21 protein-coding genes are annotated in these 23,371 nt (G+C 64.7%); 12 read left to right on the top strand and 9 right to left on the bottom strand.

Going from position 1 to position 23,371, the window contains the following annotated elements:
* Window positions 1-32: 32 nt before the first annotated feature.
* Entirely contained in the window at window positions 33-2,267 is a 2,235-nt protein-coding gene (gene katG, locus AC5Y7D_RS26665; protein WP_499928780.1) for a catalase/peroxidase HPI, read from the bottom strand.
* 36 nt (window positions 2,268-2,303) lie between these two features.
* The gene (locus AC5Y7D_RS26660) at window positions 2,304-2,720 is read right to left on the bottom strand and encodes a Fur family transcriptional regulator (RefSeq protein WP_499928779.1); all 417 of its coding nucleotides are present in this window, start codon (window positions 2,718-2,720) and stop codon (window positions 2,304-2,306) included.
* Window positions 2,721-2,839: 119 nt separating this feature from the next.
* On the opposite strand from AC5Y7D_RS26660, the gene AC5Y7D_RS26655 reads away from it, so the two are divergent.
* Entirely contained in the window at window positions 2,840-3,754 is a 915-nt protein-coding gene (locus tag AC5Y7D_RS26655; RefSeq protein ID WP_499928778.1) for an alpha/beta fold hydrolase, read from the top strand.
* Here the strand turns inward: AC5Y7D_RS26655 and AC5Y7D_RS26650 are convergent.
* Window positions 3,662-4,351, bottom strand: a complete 690-nt coding sequence (locus AC5Y7D_RS26650; protein ID WP_499928777.1) for a DUF899 domain-containing protein — start codon at window positions 4,349-4,351, stop codon at window positions 3,662-3,664. The two genes, AC5Y7D_RS26655 and AC5Y7D_RS26650, sit on opposite strands and share 93 nt — an antisense overlap.
* Before the next feature lie 185 nt (window positions 4,352-4,536).
* On the opposite strand from AC5Y7D_RS26650, the gene AC5Y7D_RS26645 reads away from it, so the two are divergent.
* From AC5Y7D_RS26645 to AC5Y7D_RS26635, 3 genes are all read left to right on the top strand, one after another.
* Window positions 4,537-5,400: a cyclopropane mycolic acid synthase family methyltransferase gene (locus tag AC5Y7D_RS26645; protein ID WP_499928776.1), complete on the top strand. Its 864-nt coding sequence runs from the start codon at window positions 4,537-4,539 to the stop codon at window positions 5,398-5,400.
* 96 nt (window positions 5,401-5,496) lie between these two features.
* A complete protein-coding gene (locus AC5Y7D_RS26640) occupies window positions 5,497-5,775 on the top strand; it encodes a hypothetical protein (protein ID WP_499928775.1) in 279 nt (92 codons plus the stop codon).
* Window positions 5,776-5,889: 114 nt separating this feature from the next.
* Window positions 5,890-6,576, top strand: coding sequence for a class I SAM-dependent methyltransferase (locus AC5Y7D_RS26635; RefSeq protein WP_499928774.1), 687 nt, complete (start codon window positions 5,890-5,892; stop codon window positions 6,574-6,576).
* Here the strand turns inward: AC5Y7D_RS26635 and mmpH are convergent.
* From mmpH to manT, 3 genes are read right to left on the bottom strand one after another with little or no spacing between them, the layout of a single operon-like run.
* Complete coding sequence (mmpH, locus tag AC5Y7D_RS26630; protein WP_499928773.1) at window positions 6,554-7,564, bottom strand: MMP endo-(1,4)-3-O-methyl-alpha-D-mannosidase; 1,011 nt, start codon at window positions 7,562-7,564, stop codon at window positions 6,554-6,556. The two genes, AC5Y7D_RS26635 and mmpH, sit on opposite strands and share 23 nt — an antisense overlap.
* A gap of 55 nt (window positions 7,565-7,619) precedes the next feature.
* Window positions 7,620-8,378 (bottom strand): class I SAM-dependent methyltransferase, encoded by a 759-nt coding sequence (locus AC5Y7D_RS26625; RefSeq protein ID WP_499928772.1) that lies wholly within the window; start codon window positions 8,376-8,378, stop codon window positions 7,620-7,622.
* A complete protein-coding gene (gene manT / locus AC5Y7D_RS26620) occupies window positions 8,372-9,625 on the bottom strand; it encodes an MMP alpha-(1->4)-mannosyltransferase (RefSeq protein WP_499928771.1) in 1,254 nt (417 codons plus the stop codon). Before manT ends, AC5Y7D_RS26625 begins: the two co-directional genes overlap by 7 nt.
* A 385-nt stretch (window positions 9,626-10,010) precedes the next feature.
* Between manT and AC5Y7D_RS26615 the strand changes: the two genes are divergently transcribed.
* Genes AC5Y7D_RS26615 through AC5Y7D_RS26605 form a run of 3 tightly spaced genes read left to right on the top strand, consistent with a single transcriptional unit; the run spans window position 10,011 to window position 11,805 of the window.
* Window positions 10,011-10,820, top strand: a complete 810-nt coding sequence (locus AC5Y7D_RS26615; protein WP_499928770.1) for a 1-acyl-sn-glycerol-3-phosphate acyltransferase — start codon at window positions 10,011-10,013, stop codon at window positions 10,818-10,820.
* A gap of 1 nt (window position 10,821) precedes the next feature.
* Entirely contained in the window at window positions 10,822-11,256 is a 435-nt protein-coding gene (locus tag AC5Y7D_RS26610; protein ID WP_499928769.1) for a hypothetical protein, read from the top strand.
* Window positions 11,257-11,286: 30 nt separating this feature from the next.
* The gene (locus tag AC5Y7D_RS26605; RefSeq protein ID WP_499928768.1) at window positions 11,287-11,805 is read left to right on the top strand and encodes a hypothetical protein; all 519 of its coding nucleotides are present in this window, start codon (window positions 11,287-11,289) and stop codon (window positions 11,803-11,805) included.
* Here the strand turns inward: AC5Y7D_RS26605 and AC5Y7D_RS26600 are convergent.
* Window positions 11,798-12,445, bottom strand: coding sequence for a cutinase family protein (locus tag AC5Y7D_RS26600; protein WP_499928767.1), 648 nt, complete (start codon window positions 12,443-12,445; stop codon window positions 11,798-11,800). The two genes, AC5Y7D_RS26605 and AC5Y7D_RS26600, sit on opposite strands and share 8 nt — an antisense overlap.
* Before the next feature lie 137 nt (window positions 12,446-12,582).
* Between AC5Y7D_RS26600 and AC5Y7D_RS26595 the strand changes: the two genes are divergently transcribed.
* The 4 genes from AC5Y7D_RS26595 (at window position 12,583) to zwf (ending at window position 20,372) form a co-directional block, all read left to right on the top strand.
* A complete protein-coding gene (locus tag AC5Y7D_RS26595) occupies window positions 12,583-14,415 on the top strand; it encodes an adenylate/guanylate cyclase domain-containing protein (protein WP_499928766.1) in 1,833 nt (610 codons plus the stop codon).
* A gap of 27 nt (window positions 14,416-14,442) precedes the next feature.
* A complete protein-coding gene (locus AC5Y7D_RS26590; protein ID WP_499928765.1) occupies window positions 14,443-14,763 on the top strand; it encodes a hypothetical protein in 321 nt (106 codons plus the stop codon).
* Between the two features lie 60 nt (window positions 14,764-14,823).
* Window positions 14,824-18,726: an ATP-dependent RNA helicase HrpA gene (gene hrpA / locus AC5Y7D_RS26585; protein ID WP_499928764.1), complete on the top strand. Its 3,903-nt coding sequence runs from the start codon at window positions 14,824-14,826 to the stop codon at window positions 18,724-18,726.
* A gap of 140 nt (window positions 18,727-18,866) precedes the next feature.
* Window positions 18,867-20,372, top strand: a complete 1,506-nt coding sequence (zwf, locus tag AC5Y7D_RS26580) for a glucose-6-phosphate dehydrogenase (RefSeq protein ID WP_499928763.1) — start codon at window positions 18,867-18,869, stop codon at window positions 20,370-20,372.
* A gap of 26 nt (window positions 20,373-20,398) precedes the next feature.
* Here the strand turns inward: zwf and AC5Y7D_RS26575 are convergent, their stop codons facing one another.
* Both AC5Y7D_RS26575 and AC5Y7D_RS26570 read right to left on the bottom strand, forming a co-directional pair.
* Window positions 20,399-21,247: an aldo/keto reductase gene (locus AC5Y7D_RS26575; protein WP_499928762.1), complete on the bottom strand. Its 849-nt coding sequence runs from the start codon at window positions 21,245-21,247 to the stop codon at window positions 20,399-20,401.
* A gap of 92 nt (window positions 21,248-21,339) precedes the next feature.
* Window positions 21,340-22,263: a class I SAM-dependent methyltransferase gene (locus tag AC5Y7D_RS26570; protein WP_499928761.1), complete on the bottom strand. Its 924-nt coding sequence runs from the start codon at window positions 22,261-22,263 to the stop codon at window positions 21,340-21,342.
* Between the two features lie 104 nt (window positions 22,264-22,367).
* Between AC5Y7D_RS26570 and AC5Y7D_RS26565 the strand changes: the two genes are divergently transcribed.
* Window positions 22,368-23,255 (top strand): HpcH/HpaI aldolase/citrate lyase family protein, encoded by an 888-nt coding sequence (locus AC5Y7D_RS26565; RefSeq protein ID WP_499928760.1) that lies wholly within the window; start codon window positions 22,368-22,370, stop codon window positions 23,253-23,255.
* The last annotated feature ends 116 nt before the right edge of the window (window positions 23,256-23,371 follow it).

Below are 23,371 nucleotides of genomic sequence, written 5' to 3'. Positions count from 1 at the left end.
GGCTCGCGGGGCGCCTCGACAGTCGAACCGGATTACGTCAGGTCGAACCGATCGTTGTTCATCACCTTGACCCATGCGGCGACGAAGTCTTCGACGAACTTCGCCTTGTTGTCGTCCTGCGCGTACACCTCGGCGAGCGCGCGCAACACCGAGTTCGAGCCGAACACCAGGTCATTCGCGGTCGCCGTCCATTTGAGCTCGCCGGTCGCCCGGTCGTGGCCCTCGTAGACGTTCTCGCCGGTCTTCGACGCTTTCCACTCGGTGCCCATGTCGAGCAGGTTGACGAAGAAGTCGTTCGTCAGCTTGCCGATCTGGTTGGTGAACACGCCGTGCTTGCTGCCGCCGTGGTTGGCACCCAGGGCCCGCAGCCCGCCGATCAGTACCGTGAGCTCCGGCCCGGTGACGCCCAGCATGTAGGCCCGGTCCAGCAACAGTTGCTCGAGCGGAGCCTTCTCGCCGGGACGGACGTAGTTGCGGAAACCGTCGGCACGGGGTTCGAGCACCGCGAACGACTCCACATCGGTGTCTTCCTGGGTGGCGTCGGTACGGCCCGGCGCGAAGTGCACCGAGATCTCGTACCCCGCGTCCTTGGCCGCCTTCTCCACCCCCGCGGAACCGGCCAGCACGATCAGGTCAGCCAGCGAGACCTTCTTGCCGCCGGACGCGGAGCCGTTGAAGTCCTGCTGGATCTGGGTGAGTACCGGCAACACCTTGTCCAGCTCGGAGGGCTCGTTGACCTCCCAGCTCTTCTGCGGTTCCAGGCGTATCCGTGCCCCGTTGGCTCCGCCGCGCTTGTCGGTCTTGCGGAAACTGCCCGCCGAAGACCAGGCCACTTTCACCAGTTGCGGAATCGACAGGCCCGACGCGAGCACCTTGGCCTTCAAGGCGGCGATGTCACTTTCGTCGACCAGCTCGTGATCGACCGCCGGCACCGGATCCTGCCAGAGTTGCGGCTCGGGAATCCACGGTCCGAGGTAGCGGCTGATCGGTCCCATGTCGCGGTGCAACAGCTTGTACCACGCCTTGGCGAACGCCTCGGACAGTTCCTCCGGGTGCTCCAGCCAGCGCTGGGTGATCTGCCGGTAGATCGGGTCCTCGCGCAGCGACAAATCGGTCACCAGCATGGTTGGGTTGCGGCCCGGCCCGCCGAACGGGTCGGGAATGGTGCCCGCGCCGGCACCGTCCTTTGCGGTGAACTGCCATGCCCCGCCGGGACTCTTCGTCAGCTCCCACTCGTAGCCGTAGAGGGTCTCCAGGTAGGTGTTGTCCCACTTCGTCGGGGTGGGCGTCCACACTACTTCCAGGCCACTGGTGATGGCGTCTTTGCCGCTGCCGGTGCCATACGTGCTCTTCCAGCCCAACCCCTGCTGCTCGATCGGGGCGGCCTCCGGCTCCGGGCCGACCGGATCTGCACTGGCGCCGTGGGTCTTGCCGAAGCTGTGACCACCCACGATGAGTGCCGCGGTCTCCTCGTCGTTCATGGCCATCCGCCCGAACGTCTCCCGGATATCACGCGCCGCGGCGACCGGATCCGGCTTGCCCTCGGGGCCTTCCGGGTTGACATAGATCAGGCCCATGGTGGTTGCGCCATAGGGCTGCGCGAGTTCTCGCTCGCCGGAGTACCGCTTGTCGGTGCCCAACCATTCGTCCTCCTCGCCAAAGAGGGTTTCTTCCGGTTCCCAGACGTCGGCGCGGCCGAAGGCGAAGCCGAAGGTTTGGAAGCCCATGTCTTCCAGGGCAACGTTTCCGGCGAAGACCAGCAGGTCTGCCCAGGAGATCTTGTTGCCGTGCTTCTTCTTGACCGGCCATAGCAACCGGCGTGCCTTGTCCAGGCTGGCGTTGTCCGGCCAACTGTTCAGCGGGGCGAACCGCTGCATCCCCTGGCCGGCACCGCCGCGACCGTCGAAGATGCGGTAGGTACCGGCCGCATGCCAGCTCATCCGGATGAAGAAGCCGCCGTAGTGCCCGTAATCGGCCGGCCACCAGTCCTGCGATGTCGTCATCACCGAGACCAGGTCGGCCTTGAGTTGCTCGACGTCGAGCTTGGCGAACTCCGCGGCGTAGTCGAAGCCTTCGCCGAGGGGACTGGCCTGCGGTGAGTGCGTATGCAGCCTCGACACGTCAACCTGGTTGGGCCACCAGTCCTGATTGGTACGCGGAGCATGCGATTTGGGTGTCGGCGACGGGATTGCCGGGTTCTCGCTCTCGCTCGTGCTGGCCGAGTCGTTGGCGTGCGGAGGTCGGCTATCGGATGTATCGGATGACACTGCATTCCTTCCGGGTTTATCTGAAACGGGCTGCGATCACGGTTGTGATCGGGAATCAGTACTCGAGCAGTCGGGGCACAGGCCCCAATAGATGACTTCGGCCTCATCGAGGACGAAGCCATCCAAGACGTCGTTTTCATCCGAAGGTGTCAGACACGGCGTCTCTCCGACGGCACAGTCGACGTCGGCGATAACGCCGCAGGAACGGCACACGACGTGGTGATGGTTGTCGCCTACGCGCGATTCGTAGCGTGCGACCAGACCGGAGGGTTGAATGCGCCGGACCAGCCCGGCCGCAGTCAGCGCATTGAGCACGTCATACACGGCTTGCCGGGACACATCGGGCAGCCCGAGCCGCACAGCGGAGAAGATCGTGTCAGTGTCGGCGTGCGGATGAGCATGCACAGCCTCCATCACCGCAATGCGTGGCCGCGTTACCCGCAACTCGGCCATTCGCAACTGCTCGGCATGATCCGAGGACACATGCTCATACTCCGCACTTATCTGGAGTCAGTCAAGACTTTGCCGGAGGTGAATGTGCAGCCACCGCAGGTATCTTGAGCCCGGTACCCATGGAACCCCAGCACCTGCATTGGACGCCCTCTGGTGTCCGGCTGCGTCTGCACCGGCGCCGCGTCGGCGAGCTGAACTGGCTGTTCCTCCCGGGTGAGCCGGGAATCGGGTCGGAATCGCTAGAGGAACTCGTGGACGCGGTCGCGGTGTCAGGATGCTCCTGGCTGGTCGACCTGCCCGGCGACGGCTCCAACACCAACGCCCCCGGCGCACCCGCCGATCCCTACAGCCTGTGGCCACAGGTGTTGCTCGAAGCGGCCCACGCCGTCGAGCGCCCGGTGTATGTGGGGCACTCGACGGGGGGTGAGTACCTGCTGTCGACCCCTGCGCTGGCCGAGGTGCTGGCCGGCTTGGTCCTGATCAGCACCGCCCCCGATGCTTCGTGGATCCCGGTTCATGCGGAGATGACCGCCCGGAACCCGTTAGCGGGCATCGACCAGGCCGCCGCACGTTACGAGTCGGAACCCAGCAGTGAAAACCTGCGCAACTTGGTGGTGCAATCTGCGCCGTGGAACTTTCCGGCTGACAGTCTGGCTACGGGTACGAATCTGCTGGGGCGGCTGCCATACAACGTCCGGGCCGCACAGTGGTCCGCACAATACTTCGACGGTGACTACGTATCGGCATGGTGGCCGAGCACAGTGCCAACCCTGATCGTGAGCGGATCAGCAGACCGGATCGTCACCCCGTCGGTGTGGCAGCCGAAGCGCTATCACACCGAGAACGTGATCTGGCATGTCATACCCGAAGCCGGCCATTTTCCCTGGATCGACCACCCTGGGGCGGTACGCGTCGCATTCGCCGAACTCGCCCGTCGCTGCTCATCCTTCGTCCCTCGGGCCGTAGGCGCGGGCGATGTCGGGCGAATCGAGCCACCCGGAGTAGGTGGGCCTCGACGGCCAGCCGGGCGGTGAGTCCTGCCATTCCTCTTGACGGCCGAAGGGCAGGATGTCGATCAGCGCGAAGGAGTGACTGAGCTGCTCGGTTCCCCGCCCATTCGTATGCCAGGTGCGGTAGATGGTGTCACCATCGCGCAGAAACACGTTGACGGCGAAGCCGCCGCCGGGCGGCGCATCCACGTCGGCACCGAACGAGCTGTCCGAAGACGAGTACCACTGCATCCTGTTGCCGACCCTGCGCCGGTAAGCAAGCGCCTCGTCGATCGTTCCGTTGGTGACGATGACGAATCGGGCGTCGTAGTTGTCGAGAAACTCCAGACGGGTGAACTGCGAAGTGAACCCCGTGCATCCGCCGCACTGCCACTCGGCGCCCGGCGACCACATGTGGTGATAGACGACCAGCTGGGAGCGCCCTTCGAAAACGTCGGCCAACCGAACGGGCCCGTCGGCACCGATCAACGTGTAGTCGGGCAACCGCACCATCGGCAGTCGTCGCCGCTGGGCGGCGATCGCATCCAGTTCGCGGGTAGCGGCCTTCTCGCGCTTGCGTAACTCGTCCAGTTGCGCGCGCCAACTGTGCTCATCCACGACCGGCGGCTTGGCCTCAGACATGGGTTCCACCTTTTCTCATGAAGTGTCCGTTCCATGGGTATGACCCGCCGATCGCCGGAAACTCACCGCTCGGAGGCCGGTGTGATTTAGCCGGTGTTTCGTTTGGCACCGGCGGGGAACTAGATACCAGCCGGCGTAGGCCGGACTCGAAACTGAGTTCACATGCCACGAAAGGCACAACCCGCTTGTCTCAGGAACTGAAGCCGCACTTTGACGACGTGCAGGCACACTACGACTTGTCCGACCACTTCTTCCGGCTGTTTCTGGACCCGACCCAGACTTACAGCTGCGCATATTTCGAGCGCGACGACATGACGCTGGAAGAGGCTCAGCTCGCCAAGATAGATCTGTCGCTGGGCAAGCTGGGCCTGCGTCCCGGCATGACGCTGCTGGACGTCGGATGCGGGTGGGGCGCCACCATGCGCCGCGCAATCGAGAAATATGACGTCAATGTCGTCGGCCTGACCTTGTCCAAGAACCAGGCCGCGCATGTGCACAGGACGTTCGACGAAATGGACACCGCGCGCGACCGACGGGTGCTGCTGCAGGGCTGGGAACAATTCGACGAGCCCGTGGACCGCATTGTGTCGATCGGTGCGTTCGAGCACTTCGGTCACGATCGCTATGCAGATTTCTTTTCGCTGGCCTACAAGCTGCTGCCGGCCGACGGGGTGATGCTGCTGCACACCATCACCGGACTGACCCGCGACCAACTCAACCAGAGCGGTCTGCCTATCTCCATGAACCACATCCGGTTCGTCAAATTCATTGTCACAGAGATCTTTCCGGGCGGCCGGTTGCCGGATACCGATATAGTCGCCGACCTCTCCGGGAAGGCGGGTTTCACGCTGACCCGGCGCCAGTCGCTGCAGCGGCACTACGCCAAGACCCTCGACCTATGGGCAGCAGCGCTGGCGGCACGCCGCGACGAGGCCGTCGCAATTCAGTCTGAAGAGGTCTACGACCGGTATATGAAATACCTGACCGGCTGCGCCGATCGTTTCCGCTCCGGCCATATAGACGTCAATCAGTTCACCCTGGAAAAATAAGCATCGCTTGTTTCGCGGTTGTGCAATTGCTCGCGTTTGGAAATGCGCGCCGCGGTGTATAGACAGCTACGACTCCGACTCGAGAAAGGGCCAGTGATGAAACCCCTCGCACCTGCCGTGATCGTCATCGCCACGCTGATGTTCAGTGGATGTTCGGCTTCGAAAGTCATCAATACCGGTGGTGACACCAAGTGCAAAGACTTCACCACGCAGGACGAGAAGAAGCAGAGCGAGGAGGTCAGCAAGATGCTCAAGGACAAGAACGGCGCCGAGCCGAGCTCGCTCGAGATCAACGCGACGCGTCTTTCGGCGCAGACGTACTGCCAGACCCTGGGCAAGCCGGACAGCAAGATCTCCGAGGCGCCGCACGGCTGATCGGGCGCACCCCTTCGGGCCGGACGGGTGTCCAGAAGGACTTGACCACGCGGGCATCCAGCAAGGATGCCGACCGATGGTCGGCGTCACCGCCGCGCCCGATAAGTTCAGCTCATGAGCGATCACGACGCCGGCTCGACCGCCCGCCTGTTCGCGCTTGCCGAGCAGGTCCGGGGCTTCATGCCCAGCGATGAGGGTCAAGCGCTGTTCGATGCCGCGTGCCGCTATCTCGACGGCGGCGTGGGCGTGGAGATCGGAACCTACTGCGGCAAGTCCGCGCTGTTGCTGGGTGCGGCTGCGCAGCAGAGCGGGAGCGTGCTCTTCACCATCGACCATCATCACGGGTCGGAAGAACACCAGGCCGGCTGGGAGTTTCACGACGCCTCGTTGGTCGACGAGACAACCGGACTCTTCGACACGCTGCCCACATTCCGGCGCACGCTCGATGCCGCCGGCCTGGACGATCACGTGGTCGCCGTCGTGGGCAAGTCTCCGGTCGTCGCCAAGGGATGGCGCACGCCACTGCAATTCCTGTTCATCGACGGCGGCCACACCGAGGCCGCCGCTGCGCGCGACTTCGAAGGATGGGCGAAGTGGGTGGTCGCCGGGGGAGCGCTGGTGATCCACGATGTGTTCCCCGACCCTAACGACGGGGGCCGCGCTCCATACCAAATCTATTGTCGTGCAATCGAATCAGGCTATTTTCGAGAGACGGCCGCGACTGGTTCGCTGCGGGTGCTGGAAAGAACCGCCGGCCGGGCGGGCGAACCGGTCGAGGTCACCGCCCAGGCCCGGCGGTAACGCATTCGCAGTCGAAGTCGGTCTGCAATCCGATCGGCAGCCCATGCCCGCGAAAGATCCCGCTACCGGGCGTGGTCCCGGACAGTGCGTCGGCAGCCAGAATCATCGCCGCGCCGGTCCAGGTGGTGCGTTCCTCGGGCCAGCGCTTGCCGTCCGCGAAAACCAGTCCCGTCCAGTAAGACCCGTCGCCGTCGCGCAGATGCTGCATCGCACCGAATTGCCGGTGGGCGGCCGATCGGTGACCGATGGCATCCAACGCCAGGACCAGTTCGCAGGTCTCCGCACCGGTGACCCACGGCCGGTCGACCACACAGCGAATGCCCAGGTCGCCCACCACGAAATCGTCCCAGCGCTGACGGATTCGTGCCGCGGCCGCCGGACCTCGCAATGCGCTACTCAGGATCGGGTAGTACCAATCCATCGAATAGCGGTCCTTTTCGGTGAACACTTCCGGGTGAGCGACTATCGCGTGACCCAACCGGCCCAGCGCCAGTTCCCACTCCGGCTGCGGTTCGCCGATCAGGGCGGCGAGGGCCAGCGCGCAACGGATGCTGTGAAATATGCTTGCGCAACCGGTTAGCAGGGCCTCCGGCAGAGGCCCGTCTTCACTTCTGGCCCAACAGATTTCGCCGTACCCAACCTGCAGGTCGATGACGAAGTCAATCGCTTTCTGCACCACCGGCCACATCATGGCGGCAAAGGCTTCATCCCCGGTGACCAGGACGTAGTGCCATACACCGGTGGCGACATAGGCGCAGAAGTTGCTGTCGCTATTGGCATCTTCGACAATGCCGGCCCGGACCTGGATCGGCCAGGAGCCGTCCGGTCGCTGCATGCGGCGACACCAGTCGTAGGCGGCGCGCGCAGCTTCCAGCAACCCGGCAGCGGTGAGCGCCATCGCGTTCTCCACGTGGTCCCACGGATCGGTGTGACCACCCGGGAACCACGGGATGGCCCCCGACGATTCCTGCGCGGCGGCAATGGACATCGCGGTCTGCCGGCACTGCTGTGGAGTCAGAACACCGACGACCCCCAGCGCGCTGTTATCCCGAAGCAACTGAATACCCTTGTGCCGAGCGAGTTTCCACTGATCTGTACTTGGTGAAATACATGGCCACGCTCTTGCCGATGAGTGGATTGAGCATGGTCTCGGTCAACTGCGTTATCTTGGGCCGGCGCATGAGGTCCCATACCAGCAGCTTGTGATAGGCGCTGACCACGGGATGATCGTTCTTCGAGGGTCCGACGGCGCACTTGAGCCACCAGAACGGTGAGTGCAGTGCGTGTGCGTGATGGGTATGCGTCAATTGCATTCCGCGGACTGCGATTTTGTCCCTTAGCGCACTGGCCCGGTAAACCCGCACGTGTCCGCCCTCGTTGCTGTGGTACTCCTCGGACAGCAACCAGCACACCCACTCCGGCAGCCAGCGCGGCACGCTGACGGCAAGGGTGCCGCCGACTCTGAGCACCCTGATCAATTCGGCGATCGCCGCATCGTCGTGCGGGATGTGCTCCAGAATCTCCGATGCGATCACACAGTCGAAGGTCTCGTCCGCATAGGGCAGGTTGAGCGCATCGCCGCGAACCACCTTCGCCGAGGCCGCGGGCGGCGCCTCGCCAGTCTCGGCCATCGCGCGCAACAAGGAGTCCACCGAGCGCAGTTCGGCTGCGTCCTGGTCGAAGGCCACCACATCCGCACCTCGTCGGTACGCCTCGAATGCGTGTCGGCCCGCGCCACACCCCACGTCGATGACCTTCGTAGCGGGCCCGATACTCAACCGCTGGAAGTCGACCGTCAGCATGGCGGCTCGCCCACGCCGCCTCGGCGTTCAATGGCTTGCTGATAGACGCGCACGGTTTGAGCAGCCACGGCGTCCCAGCTGAACACGTCGACCGCGCGTGCCCGTCCCGCCGCACCCAGACTGCGGCGGCGCTCGGGTGAATCCAGCAGTCTTCCCAGCGCCTGGGTCAGGGCGTCGACGTCCGCCGGTGCCACCAACTCGGCGCAGGCACCGTCTGTCCCGAGGACTTCGGGTAGCGCGCCGACGCGACTGGCGACGATGGGAGTTCCGCTCGCCATCGCTTCCACCGCCGGTAACGAAAAGCCCTCGTAGAGCGAGGGAATGCACGCCACCTCGGCAGAGGCGAACAAAGCGGCAAGCTCCGCATCGGGCAGCCCACTGGCGATGTGGACGATGTCGGAGATACCCAGTTCGGCGATGAGCTTATGGGTGGGACCGTTGGTTTCCACTTTCGCGACCAAGCACAACTCGAGATCCCGGTTGGTCCGCAACTTGGCCACGGCGTGAAGTAGCGTGCTCACCCCCTTCAGCGGAGTGTCCGCGCTGGCGATCGCCATCACCCGGCCGGGCCGCCGTGGCGACGATCCCGGCTTGAACAGTTCCGTATTGACTCCTAACGGGACCACACGCAATTGAGCCGGCGCGACCCCGAAGTCGCTGACGATGTCGGTCGCCGACGACGAGGAGACGGTCAGCAGATCCGGAATCTGGCGGGCCACCTGCTTCTGCATGCTGGAAAACCCATACCAGCGGTGCACCAAGGGCTTTCGCCACCACCTCGCGGCCGCGAGGTCGAGCAACCGGTCGCGCGTGATGGGGTGGTGCACGGTAGCCACCACCGGCATGCCCGATCGGGCGATGGCGAGCAGCCCGCTGCCCAGGCTCTGGTTGTCGTGGACGACGTCGAAATCGCCGACCCGGCCGGAAAGCAGCCGCGCCACCCGCAACGTGAAGGTTCGTGGCTCGGGGAAGCCGGCGGTCCACATCGTGGCAAGTTCGAGCATGTCGATCGAGTCACGGATCTCACTCGGCCGGGGCACCCGGAACGGGTCCGGCTCGCGGTACAAGTCCAGGCTGGGAACCTTGGTCAGCCGCACCCGCGGATCCAACAATTCCGGATACGGCTGGCCGGAAAACACTTCGACCTCGTGACCGAGATCCACCAACCCGCGGCTGAGATGCCGCACATAGACACCCTGCCCACCGCAATGGTCTTTACTCCGGTAGGACAGCAGAGCGATTCGCATACTCAACCCTTCGCCGCCAGCGATCGACCGCGGAAAGGCGCCAATCTCATGGCTGTCAACACACCCGCATACGATGCGACAGCAAACTGGACATGTGTCCAGATTATAGTTCGGTCAGCTAATCGACGCAAACGAACCCCTTACACACTTCACTGGGCGGCGGTGACGCAGTCAGTCACATCGACACGCAGCAATCCCCACTCGAGCCTCATCGCCGGCTTTGTTCTGAACCGGCCGAAGCTACGACACTCCCGTCTCAAGCTACGACAACCCTAGCCACCAGGCGAACCCCCGCGCCGCGCGATCCTCGAGGCGCGAATGGTCAGGTAATACTGCCGGCGGCCACTGCGGTTGAAACGCGGCGTGTCGGTTTAGTCTCATCGAGATGACTCGGCGACGACTCCCCAAGGAACTTCGTTATCGCGACCCGGAGTTCATTCGCGCGGTGCTGCCGGCACTGTGGCTGGCGTCGACCGTGTGGTTCCGGGCCGAGGTGCAGGGCTTCGAGAAGGTGCCTGATGAGCCGGTCCTGTTCGTGGGCAACCACAGCGGTGGGGGGGCGACCCCGGACACGTTCGTCTTCCTGCTGGCCTACAACACCTACTTCACCGTCGAGGGTCGCCCGCTCTACGCGCTGGCGCACGACACGGTCACCGCCGCGCCGGTCATCGGCGGATTGACCCGCAAGCTCGGCGTCGTTCCCGCTGCCAACTCTTTTGCCGAGCGCATCTTCGAGTGCGAGGGCTCGGCCCTTGTCTACCCCGGCGGCGATGTGGAGGCGCTGCGTCCGTGGCGCGACCGCAACAAGATCATCTTCTCGGGCCGCAAGGGCTTTCTGCGCCTGGCCCACAGGTGCAACGTGAAGATCGTGCCGGTGGTGGCTACCGGTGGGCACGACACGTTGATCGTGCTCAACGACGGCCGGCGCACCGCACAACTGCTGCGGTTGGACAAACTGGCCCGCGTCAAGAGCATGCCGATGACCCTGAGCATTCCGTGGGGCTTGTCACCGCTACCGCTTCCGCAGTTTCCACTGCCGGCCAAGATCCGCATGCAAGTGCTGGAGCCCATCGATGTGCGAGCCCGGTTCGGCGACGACCCGGATTGGGATCGTGCGCTGGCTTACGTCACCAGCGTCATGCAGGTCGGGCTGTCGAAGCTGGCCAGCAAGACCATCGTGCCGATGATCCGGTGAAATGACCCAGTCCGTCAGCGTTTCACGCCACATCGCCTGCCCGTTCCCGATAAGCGCCGGCTTCATCACCGACCCCCATTCGCTTTTTCCCCGGGTGTCGACGTTCAGCCGCTGTAGGTTCGTGAAGTCGCGCGACGACGGCGAGCTGTGGGACGTCTATCTGGACAGTGGCACCATTCAGCTCGGCGGCCGGGTGCTGATCACACCCCCGACGGGAAGCCTGCTCAAATGGCGAGCAGTGCAGGGGACGCGCCACTCCTTCGCTGCACTGGTCGAACCGGATGGTGACGGCAGTCGTCTCACCCTGACCTTGACGTTTTCCACCAGCGGTCTGGGCATCGCACGGCTGAGCGAGTGGCTCGGGCGCGGCGTCGTCTCCCGCAATCTCGAGGCTGCGGCCGAGGAGATCCGGCACTACCTCGAATTCGAGCGGTAGGTCGTCGGACCGGGCTGCCGCGCCCCCGATATGTGGGCGCAGGACACCGCGGCTATGCAGGGCTATGCGGTGGCCTCGGCGTCGGCGACGACCCTGACACCGTTCAGCGAGCCCGCGGCCACCACCGATCCGAATGGGTTGCCCGGGCAACCGGCCGCCGTCTGCCAAGCCACCGGCACTGCCGCGGGGGAAGCACCGAGCGCCGCGTCCTCGGCACAGCGATCGCTGTCCGCGGTGCCCGACGCGCTGGCCAGCCTGGCCAACCCGGCCGGCGATGGGCTGTCGTGGCTGGACTGGTTGGACATCTTCGACGTCGAATTGGGTGTCGCCGGGGTGACGGGGGATACCATCTTGGCCACCTTTGCGCTGCCCTACGACATTGCGGGCTACCACGGAGGTATCGACCCCGATGACATCATCAATGGCTGGGCGGGCATCGAGAGATGGTCGGGGTTAGGCGCGGTGCCCGCGAGTCGATTTCCGGTGATCAGCAACGTGGGCTCGCCGGTGCACCTATTTTGCCCCGGTCGGCCCGTGAGAGTTACTTGATGCGGTTGGCCGCGAAGGTCGCGGCCTGGGCCGTCATTCCGTTCTCGATGTAGGAGACGTGCGCCATGATGTTTCCGCCGCCGGTACAGATCGGGTCGTCGGTAGCGCAGAGGTTGATCAGCTTGCCGGTGTAGAGCGGGCTGATCGCCGGCAACGGGCCGCCGCCCCACAGTGCACTGGAGAACCCGCTGGACGGCTCACCGAAGTAGGCGACCGCGGCGACGTGGTCGGCAACCGCGGCCGGCATCTGGGTGCTGGCCAGGTTGATCACCGTCGCGCCCTGCGAATACCCACCCATGACGATCTTCGTAGCAGGGCAGCCGGCGACGGTGCCCTGCACGTGGGCGCTGGCGTCGTCGGCGCCGCTCGGAGCGCTGTTGTGGTAGTCGTCGTTGGCGGGATAGTTCACGGCGTAGACCTCGACGGATCGCCCGGCCAGCTGGGAGGTGAGTGAGTCCACGAAAGCCTGGCCCACGTTGCCCAGCCCCGGCTCTTGATGAGTACCGCGGGCGAAGACGATCGAGACGTCGGCACACGGGTCGGCTGAGGCTTCCGTCGGACCGGCGAGAGGCACGCTCAACAGCACCCACGTCGTCATGACGAAGAGAGCGAAGATGCGTGCGAGGCGGCGTGCAGTCATGCCCAGATCCTGGCACACCCCCCGTGACGTCGCTGGCGGCGCCTCGTGGCAACCCCGGCCACCAGCACATCAGGTCGGTCGCGCAACAAGCCGATTTGATGTCCCTAGGCGGACCCCCGGGTCTAAAGTGCCAATCGATGCGTCGCACGTGGACCTGGACATTCGACCTCCCGCCAGAGCAACTCTGGCCGGTCCTGGCCGACACGAACCGGTTCAACGAAGCCTTGGGTTTGCCGCCCTACACGCTGGAAGAAACACCGCAATCCACCGGGACGGTGCTGCGCACCGGCCGAGGCAAAGCGGCGGGCTTCGCGCTGGAGTGGGAGGAAAAGCCCTACGAGTGGGTCGCGGGCCGGCACTTCCGCCAATCGCGGGTGTTCAGCAAGGGACCATTTCGCCGCTTTGGCCCGGTTTTCGATATCGAACCCGACGGCAACGGGGGCTCGCGCGTCTCTTATGCGTTGGAATGGGAGCCGCTGAACATGGCGGGCCGCGTGTTCGGCACCCGACTTGCGGCGCAGGCCGGGGAGAACGTGCGCCGGCGCGTCCTCGAGGCGGTCGCCTTTCTGCGCGGCGACCACGCCTCTGAGCGACTGACACCGTTCGTGCTCCCAGAGCCGATGCTGCCCCAGGGCGCGCGCGAACGCGCCACCGCGATGGCGCGCGAAATCGACAACAGCCCGTACGGAAACGGACTTGGCGACCGGCTCGCCGAGTGGGTGCTGCGGGCCATGGCCGCCGATCTCACCCGTCTGCGGCCCAAGCTTCTGGCGGGGGAGCTGGATGTGCCCCCGCGGGCCGCGACCGAGGCGTGTTTGACCGGGGTGAAGGCCGGCCTGCTCGGGATGAAATGGGATCTGTTGTGCCCCAACTGCCGTGGAGCCAAAGTCAGCGTCCCGACGCTGGCCGACCTACCCCACGGCGCGCACTGCTCATCGTGCAATATCGACTACGACCGCGACTTCGAGCGCAACGTCGAGCTGACTTTTGCACCGGCGCCGGCGGTTCGACCACTGCGCGAAGGCGCCTTCTGCCTGTCCGGCCCGATGAGCACCGAGCACGTGGCCGTGCAGGTCCTGCTGGGTCCGGGGGAGCGGCGCACAATGGCCGTTGAACTGCCCGCCGGTTCCTATCGCCTGCGTACGTTGCACCCCGGCGACTTCGTCAACGTCGAACACTCCGGGGGTCCGTTCCCCGGCCTGCGCATCACGAGGTCCGGTGTGCAGATACTTTCCGCCGCGGCATGCAGCGACGAGCCGGGAACCGTGACGTTCGTCAACGACGCCGACTTCGAGCTGGCGGCGCTGATAGAAGAACGCACGTGGACACGCCAGGCACTGACCGCACCGGAAGCGATTTCCCTGCAAGCCTTTCGCGACTTGTTCGCTGAGGCGACGCTGAGACCGGGTGACGACGCGGGCGTGAGCCAGGTTGCGTTGCTTTTCACCGATTTGCGCGGCTCAACCGAGCTCTACGAACGGGTTGGCGATGCCGTCGCCTACAACCTCGTGCGTGAGCACTTCACCTTGCTGGCCGCGATCGTTCGTGACCATGACGGCGCTGTCGTCAAGACGATCGGTGACGCAGTGATGGCGTCTTTCGACGATCCGGCGCAAGCGGTGCGGGCGGCGCTGGCAATGCAGTGCCGGATCGCCTCCTCGGCGCACCGCGGCGAGCAGTTGGTGTTGAAGGTGGGTGTCCACGCCGGACCGAGCGTGGTCGTGACGCTGAACGACCGCCTGGACTATTTCGGTTCCACCGTGAACATGGCTGCCCGACTGCAAGGCCAGAGCGCCGGCAACGACATCGTGCTCTCCCAGGCCGTCGCCGCCGATCCCGCGGTGCGCGAAATACTGGCCGACGTGCCGAAACGCGAAGAGAAGGTTGCGCTCAAAGGCTTCACCGAACCGGTCGGTTTCCTCCGGGTATTGAGTTTGGGACACGCCGTATCGGGGAAAGACGGGCCTTAGATCAGCTCGCACGATACGAGGTGTGCAATGTGGACGATCATTTGTCGGCTGATGTCCGTGGCCGCCATGCTGTTCGCGCCGATGGCCGTAGCGACGATCGCAACCCCGGCGATCAGTTCGGCACAGTGCGCGGACGGCGAATGGTGGGACCCCACCGGCAAGGTGTGCCGGCCTCTGGGCGTGGGACCACAACCGCTCAACTGTGACGCCGGCCAATGGTGGGATCCGACGGCCAACGTTTGTCGCCCGCTGGGCGTCGGGCCGCAACCACTCGATTGCGAAAACGGTTGGTGGTGGGACCCGGCAGCCAATGTGTGCCGCCCACCGGTGCTGCCGCCCGCGGCATAGGCGACTCATTCGGACTGTTGCCCAACGTAACCCGCGACACACGCCGATTACTCTGACCGAGTGGCCGATCCGAGCGTCCGGGAGTTGAGGAGCCGACTCGACGGGCTGACCATCCGCGACGCCACCCGCTTGCGCCGGCGCCTGCACAACCTCCGCGGCGCCAGACCCGAAAAGCTCCAGCAGCTCGCCGAGCAGGTGGCCGCCGCGGAGTCACTGCTGTCCGCCCGGCAGGGCGCGGTGCCCGCCATCGGCTATCCCGATCTGCCGATCACCGAGCGCCGTCGGGACATCGCCGAAGCGATACTCAACCACCAGGTGGTCATCGTCGCCGGAGAAACCGGCTCCGGCAAGACCACCCAATTGCCCAAGATCTGTCTGGACATCGGCCGCGGCGTGCGTGGCACCATCGGGCACACTCAGCCGCGTCGGCTGGCCGCCCGCACCGTTGCGCAACGCATCGCCGACGAACTGCACAGCACACTGGGCGACGTCGTGGGCTACACCGTCCGCTTCACCGACCAAGTCAGCGATCGCACCCTGATCAAGCTGATGACCGACGGCATCTTGCTCGCCGAGATTCAGCGGGACCGCCGACTGCTGCAATATGACACGCTGATCCTCGACGAAGCCCATGAACGCAGCCTCAACATCGACTTCCTGCTGGGATACCTCCGCGAGCTGCTGCCCCGCCGTCCCGAACTGAAGGTGATCGTCACATCGGCGACCATCGAACCGCAGCGCTTCGCGGCACATTTCAACGAGGCACCAATCGTCGAGGTGTCCGGACGGACGTATCCGGTGCAGATCCGTTACCGCCCACTCGAGATGCCCGTTTCGCTTGACACGACGGACGATCCCGACGACCCCGACCACGAAATCGTCCGCACCCAGACACGCGATGAGATTGAGGCGATCGTCGACGCCATTGATGAACTGGAGGCCGAACCAGCGGGTGACGTCCTGGTGTTTTTGTCAGGAGAGCGCGAAATCCGGGATACCGCAGAGGCTTTGAGTGGGCTCAAACACACCGAAGTGCTTCCGCTTTATGCCCGGTTGCCCACCGCCGAACAACAGCGTGTCTTCGCGCCGCATACCGGACGCCGCGTCGTGCTGGCCACCAACGTCGCCGAAACGTCGCTGACCGTGCCCGGCATTCGCTACGTCGTCGATCCGGGCAATGCCCGCATTTCCCGCTACAGCCGCCGGCTGAAGGTGCAACGCCTGCCCATCGAACCGATCTCGCAGGCGTCGGCCGCGCAGCGGGCCGGCCGGTGCGGTCGAGTGGCGCCGGGTGTGTGCATCCGCCTCTACTCCGCGGAGGACTTCGAATCCCGTCCCCGATACACCGAACCGGAAATCCTGCGCACCAATCTCGCCTCGGTGATCCTGCAGATGGCGGCTCTCGAACTCGGCGACCTCGAGCAGTTCCCGTTCCTGGACCCACCGGACCGCCGCAGCATCCGCGACGGTGTGCAACTGCTGCAGGAACTCGGCGCTTTCGACCAGCACGGCGCGATCACCGACGTCGGCCGCCGGCTGGCGCGGCTGCCCGTCGACCCCCGGCTGGGCCGGATGATCCTGCAGGCCGACACCGAAGGATGCGTGCGCGAAATACTGGTACTCGTTGCGGCACTGACCATTGCGGACCCGAGGGAACGGCCCGCCGACCGCGAGGAGGCGGCGCGCCAGAGTCACGCCCGGTTCGCCGCTGAGGATTCCGACTTCATTGCCTACCTCAACCTGTGGCAGTATCTGCGAAGTCAGCGGAAAGAATTGTCCGGCAGCGCTTTCCGAAGGATGTGCGGAAAAGAGTTCTTGCACTACCTGCGCATCCGCGAGTGGCAGGATCTGGTGGGGCAGCTGCGCACCATCGCCCGGGATTTGGGAATCGTCGAGTCCGGCGAGCCGGCCCAGGCATCCGGAATCCACGCGGCTCTGCTTGCCGGATTGCTGTCGCACGTGGGAATGCGCCGCGAAGACACGCGCGAATATCTCGGCGCGCGCAATGCGCGGTTTGTCCTGGCTCCGGGCTCGGTGCTCACCAAGCGTCCGCCGCAATGGGTGGTCGCGGCCGAACTGGTAGAAACCAGCCGACTTTATGGCCGGACCGCCGCGCGCATCCAGCCGGAGGTCGTCGAGCGGGTCGCGGGTGATCTGGTGCAGCGCACCTACAGCGAGCCGCATTGGGACGCCAAACGTGGCGAAGTGCTGGCTTACGAGCGGGTGACCCTGTACGGCCTCCCGCTGGTTGCGCGCAGGAAGGTCGGATACGCCAGGATCGAACCGGCCGTCGCGCGGGAGATCTTCATCCGGCACGCACTCGTCGAAGGCGACTGGAACACCCGGCATCACTTCTTCCGCGACAACGAACGGTTGCGCACCGAACTCGAGGAGTTGGAGGAGCGGGCACGCCGGCGTGACCTGCTGGTGGGTGACGACGACATCTACGCGTTGTACGACGCCCGTATCCCCGCTGATGTGGTATCCGCGCGCCACTTCGACGGGTGGTGGAAAAAGCAGCGCCACAAGACCCCTGAGCTGCTGACCTTCCGTCGTGAAGACCTGCTGCGCAGCCAACAGGCTGCCGGGGACCAGGACCGGCCGGATACGTGGCGCACGAGCGACGCGGCGCTGGCGTTGACCTATCGTTTCGAACCGGGCGCCGCCGACGACGGTGTCACGGTGCATGTTCCGATCGACGTGCTGGCCGGGCTGGGCGGGGACGAATTCGCTTGGCAGGTTCCGGCACTGCGGGAGGAATTGGTCACGGCACTCATCCGATCACTGCCAAAAGACCTGCGGCGCAATTTTGTTCCCGCACCCGATACCGCCCGGGCCCTGCTGGCAGGCATCGACCCCGCCGGCGAGCCGCTACTACCCGCATTACAGCGCGAATTACGCCGTCGCACAGGCGTTGTGGTGCCAGTCGAGAAGTTCGACCTGGAGAAGCTGCCCGCGCACCTGCGAGTGACGTTCGCCGTCGAGGCCGCCGACGGGACAGAAGTCGCGCGCGGAAAGGATCTGGCGGTGCTGCAGCAACGGCTTGCGGCACCGGCTCGCCGGGCCGTCGCCCATGCGGTCGCCGGTGAGCTGGAAAGAACGGGACTGCGTGCCTGGCCCGATGACATGGCGGAACTGCCGCAAGTGGTCGAGCGAATTGTCGACGGCCGATCGGTGCGCGGCTTTCCCGCCTTCGTCGACGCACGCACCGCCGTTGACGTGCGCGTCTTCACTCATTCCGGCGAGCAGGGCAGCGCGATGGGACCCGGCCTCCGCCGGCTGGTCCGACTCGGTGTCACATCAACGGTCAAAGCTGTTGAACGGCAGCTGGATCCACGCACCCGGTTGACTCTCGGCAGCAATCCGGACGGCTCGTTAGCCGCGCTCCTCGAGGACTGCGCCGACGCCGCCGCGGACGCGCTGATACCGCAAGCGGTGTGGACACGCGAGGCGTTCACGCTACTACGCGACCGGGTGGCGACGGCCCTGGTGGCCACGACCGCCGATATCGTCGACCGCACGGCGAAGGTGCTGTCGGCGGCACGGGAAGTGCAACTCGTTTTGCCTGCTCACCCATCGACCGAACAGGCCGAGGCGATCTCCGATGTGCGGGCACAACTCGACCGGCTGTTGCCGCCCGGATTTGTCACAGCCACCGGAGCCGCGCATCTGGCCGACCTCGCCCGCTACCTGACCGCGGCCAGGCGCCGCCTCGACCGGCTGCCCCAGTCAGTTCAGACCGACCGGGACCGCATGCGGCGGGTGCACGGGGTACAGAACGCCTTCGGCGAACTGTTGCGCGACCTCCCCGGCTGGCGGGCGGCAGCGGACGACATCCGCCAGATCGGTCGCCAGATCGAGGAACTACGGGTCAGCCTGTGGGCACAGCAACTCGGCACCCCACGGCCAGTCAGCGAACAGCGGATCTATCGGGCTATCGACGCGGTGCTGGACCGCCCCTGATCGCCGGTCAGCGAAAGTGGTTGGCCGCAGTGAAGATTACCGCCCAGTGTGTCAGTAACCCGGCAGCCTGAATTCGTCGTCCAGGCTGACATGAGGGCCCGCACGTGCAGATCGCGCCGCGCGGTGGAAGTATCGCGAGGGTGGCCACCAAGAAACCGCAGACCATCTCGTACCCGGCGCCGGAGGCGCGCCCGCACCACCACGACAACGCCCCGCTGGACCCGCACGTCATCGTGTTGTTCGGCGCGACAGGTGATCTGGCTAAACGCAAGCTGATTCCCGGCCTTGCCCACTTGGACCAGTCTGAACTCGCACCCAATATCCAGATCATCGCCACCTCACTCGAGGATCTGACAGACGACGAATTCCGGGAAATCGCCCACAACGCGATCGATGAGTTCGGCGCCCACAAACTCACGCCCGAACAGTGGGAGGAATTCGCAAGAATCCTCACCTATGTGCCCCAAGACTCCGGCTCCGAAGCACTTGCTAAAGCGGTCGCGAAAGCCGAAGAAGATTTGGGCGACAACGTCCGACGACTGCACTACCTGTCGGTTCCGCCGAAGGCGGCGCCCGATGTCATCACCATGTTGCGCGAAGCCGATCTCGTCGACCGCTCGCGAGTGGTGATGGAGAAACCGTTCGGTACCGACTTCGACAGCGCGGTGGCACTCAACGAGTTCGTACACGAAACCTTCGATGAATCCCAGATTTTCCGCATCGACCACTTTCTGGGCAAGGAGGCCGCCCAGAACATTTTGGCTTTTCGCTTTGCCAACGGGCTGTTCGAGCCGATCTGGAACCGCAACTTCATCGACCATATCCAGATCGACATCCCGGAAACCCTCGGCTTGGACCAGCGGTCGCACTTCTATGAAAACACCGGCGCCTTTCGGGACATGGTCGTCACCCATCTCTTGCAGGTGATGGCCTTTGTGGTGATGGAACCGCCGACGGCGCTGGAACCGCGCGCGATCAGCGAGGAGAAGAACAAAGTGTTCCGGTCCATGCTGCCGATCAAGACGTCGAATGTGGTGCGTGGCCAATACAACGGCTACCGCCAGGAAGATGGTGTGTCGAAGGATTCCGACACCGAGACCTTCATTGCGCTCAAGGTGGGAGTGGACAATTGGCGCTGGGCCGGGGTGCCGATCTACTTGCGCACCGGCAAGAAGATGGCCGAGGGCATCCGCATCATCTCGATCGCTTTCAAAGAGGCACCCCGGACCATGTTCCCGCCGGGGTCCGGCGTGGGAACACAGGGCCCTGATCACCTGACGTTCGACCTCGCCGACAACTCGAAAGTTTCGCTGTCCTTCTACGGAAAGCGACCGGGCCCGGGAATGAAGCTCGACAAACTGTCCATGCAATTCTCCACCCAGGAGATAGACACCGCCGCAGACGTATTGGAAGCCTACGAGAGGCTGATTCTGGACGCGATGCGCGGCGATCACACGCTGTTCACCACTGCGGAGGGCATCGAGTCGCTATGGGAGCGATCGCAGGATCTGCTCGACGATCCGCCGCCGGCCAAGCTCTATCAGCCCGGTACCTGGGGCCCGAACGCCATCCACCAGTTGATTGCGCCGAACGCGTGGCGACTGCCGTTCGAGCGGGAGTGGCGTGAACGCAGAAATGAGCCGTAACCCGCGGGTCGGCTCCTGGCACTCGTTCAGTCGGGGATGTAGTCGAACTCGTCGGGATGAGCTCCCGTGCGTCCCTTCTCTCCTCGATCCAGCGCGGTGATGGCCGCCATGTTCTGCTCCGAGAGTTCGAAGTCGAAGATCTCGAAGTTCGACTTCACCCGCTCTGGAGAGACCGACTTGGGAAACACAATGTCGCCGCGCTGAATGTGCCAGCGCAGCACCACCTGCGCTGGCGTCTTGCCTAGAGCCTTCGCCATACCCGTGATGACTTCGTCGTTCAGTACCTTGCCCTGCGCAATCGGTGACCACGCCTCGGTCGCGATGTTGTGGGCTTTGCCGTAAGCCCGCACCTCGTCGTTGGTGAAGTACGGGTGCACCTCGATCTGATTGACCGCCGGCACGGTCTGTGCAGCGTCCGCGAGCCGATCCAGATGGGCGGGTTGAAAGTTGGACACGCCGATACTGCGGGCGCGACCGTCAGCGGCAAACTCCTCGAGCGTTTTCCAGGTCGACACGAAATCGCCGTTGTACAACGTCGGCAATGGCCAATGGATGAGAAAGAGGTCCACATAATCTGATCCCAGTGCCGACAGCGTCGCATCGAAAGCTTTCCGGGCGTCGTCCGGCCGATGCAAACCGTTGTTCAGCTTGCTGGTCAGAAAGACCTCGCCGCGGTCCACGCCCGCGTCACGAACGCCTTGACCAACCTCTTTCTCATTGCCGTACATCTCGGCCGTGTCGATGTGCCGATACCCCACCTCCAGGGCGGCACGCACGGCCGCGGCCGTCTGGTCCGGCTCGATCTGGAAGACCCCGAAACCCAGCTGCGGGATCGAGTTCCCGTCATTGAGTGTGATTGACGGGACAATGCTCATACTCCGGCCTCCTGCTCTGGCGTGTGATCGCTGGAGTGGATGCCCCCTTTCGGCGAGAACCCAACACTCACAGGCCTGGCAAGTCTGGGCCGTCAGCTCAGTGCGGCGCTGATGTAGCTGACGGTGTCGCGGAACGCCGCGAGAATCTCGTTGTCCGGCAGGGTGAATCCGTACTGGGCGTACAAGAGCTCGGTGGGGTACTGGCGGACCGTCCAGCCGGCGGCAGCCAGGTGGTCAGCGGCCGGCCGGCGTTCGCCGAGCCAAACCAGATCGGCGACGTCGATATCCAGCCCGTACTTTTGCCAGGCGGCACGCATGGATCGGGCACGTTCGTCGGTGAACACACTCATGTCGGTGATGTTTTCCGTCGCGAGTTGGCTGCCGTGGGCGCTCAGCCTGGTGATGTTGTCCAGTAGCCGGTCCTGAGCCTCCGGCGGAAGATAGGGGAGCAGGCCCTCGGCGATCCACGCGGTTGGCTCGTTCGCCTCGAACATGTTCTCGGACAACGCATTAGGCCAGTCATCGCGCAGATCGATGCCCACCGGGCGACGTTCGGCGGTCGGTTCGGCGCCGATCTGGGCCAGCGTCAGGCTCTTGAAGGTGATGACCTCGGGCTGGTCAACCTCGAAGACCACCGTGCCCTCTGGCCACGAGAGGCGGTAGGCCCTGGCGTCGAGTCCGGCGGCCAGGATCACCACCTGTCGGATGCCGTCGCTGGTGGCGGTGTGCAGGAAATCGTCGAAAAAGCGTGTGCGCACGGTCATTTGCTCACGCCGTTGCTGGAAGGTCATCGGCATTTCGGCGTCTTCCAGGGGTATCTCGCCGTCCAGCATGCGCGTGAAGAACGGATGCCCTACCGCACGCACCAACGGTTCAGCGAATCGATCGTCGAGCAGCGGATCAGGTTCGCGGGAGGCGAATGCTCGCGCGGCCGCCACCATGGTGGCGGTCGCCCCCACGCTGGAGGCGAGATCCCAGCTGTCCCCCTCGGCACGCGCCGAACCAAACGATGACATCCGCTGCTCCCGTCCCGGCCGGCCATTCCATACGTGGTCAGCCTAACCGTGGCGTGCAGACCTGGCAGACCGGCCGGAAAGCCGAGTGAAAGAATTTCAGCACCATGGCACCGACATTGCGCCCACGTCGATCCGCGCTGTACCTCCCCGGCAACAAGAGCAGGGCACTGCAGAAGGGCCGGACGCTACCGGCGGACGTATTGATCTTCGACCTCGAGGATGCCGTCGGTCCCGACGCGAAGGACGAGTCGAGGACGGCCGTGTGTGATGCCGTTATGTCGGGCAACTACCGGCCCCGCGAAGTGGTGGTACGGATCAACGGCCTGGACACCGACTGGCACGACGATGACCTGGCCGCCGTGGCGGGTTCGGCCGCCGACGGGGTTTTGGTGCCGAAAATCGAGACAGCCCAACAAGTTCAGCATCTGGTCGGTGCTTTCGACGGGCTGGGAGCGCCGCGTTCGCTGCAGTTGTGGGTGATGATCGAAACGCCCCGCGCGTTCCTTCGCATCGAAGAGATCGCCTCGGCGAGCGATCGCCTGGCTGCTCTGGTGGTCGGCACCAACGATCTGGTGAACGAGTTGCATGGCCTGCATGTCCCCGGCCGGGCTCCGGTGTTGCCGGCGTTGGCAATGGCTGTACTGGGTGCCCGCGCGGCCGGGAAAGCCGTCCTGGACGGCGTGTTCAACGACATCACCGACGGAGACGGCTTTACCGCCGAGGCCCGACAGGGCCGCGAGATGGGCTTCGACGGCAAGACTCTGATCCACCCGTCGCAGATCGCGGCGGCCAATGACACGTTCGGCCCCTCGGAGAAAGAGTTGGCGCACGCCCGCAAGGTCGTCTCGGCCTATGAGCAGGCCCGGGCAGCGGGCCGCAGCGTCATCACTGTCGACGGTCGCATGATCGAAAATCTGCACGTGCGTGACGCCCAGCGGATCCTCAGTCTTGCCGATCTCATTTCCGATCTGGAGGGTGCGGTCAACGGCTGATGTGCAGCGGGCCAATGCCGATCAGGTGATCGCCGGTGAGCCCGATGCCGATGTTGTAGTTGCCGGTGTTGAACAGGCCCTGGTTGAAGGTGCCGTGATTACCCACGCCGAGGAGC

This window comes from Mycobacterium sp. NGS49, assembly GCF_059812565.1.
Note: the sequence above shows the minus strand (reverse complement) of the source record. Positions and strands in the feature narration are given on the sequence as shown.